This is a genomic window from Paraburkholderia sp. BR10141, from assembly GCF_056155635.1.
The window spans coordinates 1-1452 of sequence record NZ_JBMIQH010000111.1; the positions used below are offsets into that span (position 1 = coordinate 1).

The following is a 1452-nucleotide window of genomic DNA, read 5'->3' on the forward strand; positions in this document are numbered from 1 at the left end:
CCGGGATTCTTCAGATACTGGTTGCGAATGGCCTTCGCGCTCCAGTAAGCGAGGGCGGCGACGAGGCCGGTCGGGTTGTAGCCGATCCCCTGCGGGAACGCGGAGGCGCCCATCACGAACACGTTGGGCACATCCCAGCTCTGCAGATAGCGGTTGATGACGCTGGTGTTCGGATCGGTGCCCATCACGGCACCGCCCACGAGGTGAGTGGTCTGATAGCGGCGCGAGTCGAAGTGCGCGCCGAACTCGCGCGTGTAGACGTTGATGGCCTTCGGGCCCATCGCCTCGGCAATCTTCTGCATCTGGCCCGTCACGTAGCGTGCCATCTTGATGTCGTTGTCCTTCCAGTCGAAGGTCATGCGCAGAAGCGGCTGGCCGTACGAATCGCGATAGGTCGGATCGAGGTCGAGGTACACGTCGCGGTACGACATGTTGGAGCCGTGCGCGTCCATCGAAATGGTGTGCGCGTAGTGGTCCTTCACGGCCTTCTTCCAGCCTGCGCCCCAGTTCGGCGTGCCCGCGGGCGTGGCGATGCCGCTGATCGGCTTCACGCCCGCCTGGTTCACCCAGAGCGGCGAGCCGCCCACGAAGCCGGGCGGGCCGTGGTCGAAGTTGTCGGCGTTGAAGTCGTCCACGGCCACGCCGTTGCCGCCCGCACCGATGAACGGGTTCGTCCACGTGTCCTTGTCGAAGAACGCCGTGATGGTCGAGAGGTTCTGGTAGGCGAAGTTGCGGCCCACCACGCCTTCGCCCGACACCGGGTCATAGGGCTTGCCGATGCCCGAGAGCAGCAGCAGGTGCACGTTGTGATACTGGAACGCGGCGACGATCACCAGGTCCGCGGGCTGGAACACTTCCTGGCCCGCCGGATCGATATACGTCACGCCCGTGGCGCGCTTTCTCGTGTCGTCGAGTTCGACGCGCAGCACGTGGCATTTTGAGCGCAGTTCGAAGTGCTTTTCCTGCTTGAGCGCGGGCAGGATGTTGAGATTCGGCGAAGCCTTCGAGTACATGTAGCACGCGTAGCCGCTGCAGTAGCCGCAGAAGTTGCACGGGCCCATCTGCACGCCATAGGGATTCGTGTACGGCCCCGACGTGTTCGCCGAAGGCAGGCGGTAGGGATGCAGGCCGAGCGACTTCGACGCATCGAAGAAGCGCTGCGCCGAGTACGTATTCAGTTGCGCGGGCAACGGGAAATTGTCGCTGCGCGCGGCTTCGAACACATTGCCGTCGCCGACCACGTTGCCCTTCACCTTGTACGCCTGGCCCGAGGTGCCGAACACCTTTTCCGCGAAGTCGAAGTGCGGCTCCAGTTCGTCGTAGGTGACGCCGTAGTCCTGGATCGTCATGCCTGCGGGGATGAACTTCTTGCCGTAACGCTCTTCGTAGTGGCTCTTCAGGCGCAGCTCTTCGGGCGTGATGCGGAAATGCACGCCCGACCAGTGCAGGCCC

Annotated in this window: 1 protein-coding gene; it reads right to left on the bottom strand. The window is 63.6% G+C overall.

From position 1 onward, the window contains the following. On the bottom strand, positions 1 to 1452 hold a 1452-nt coding region (locus ACOJB8_RS41025), incomplete at both ends, for a GMC family oxidoreductase (RefSeq protein WP_475017957.1).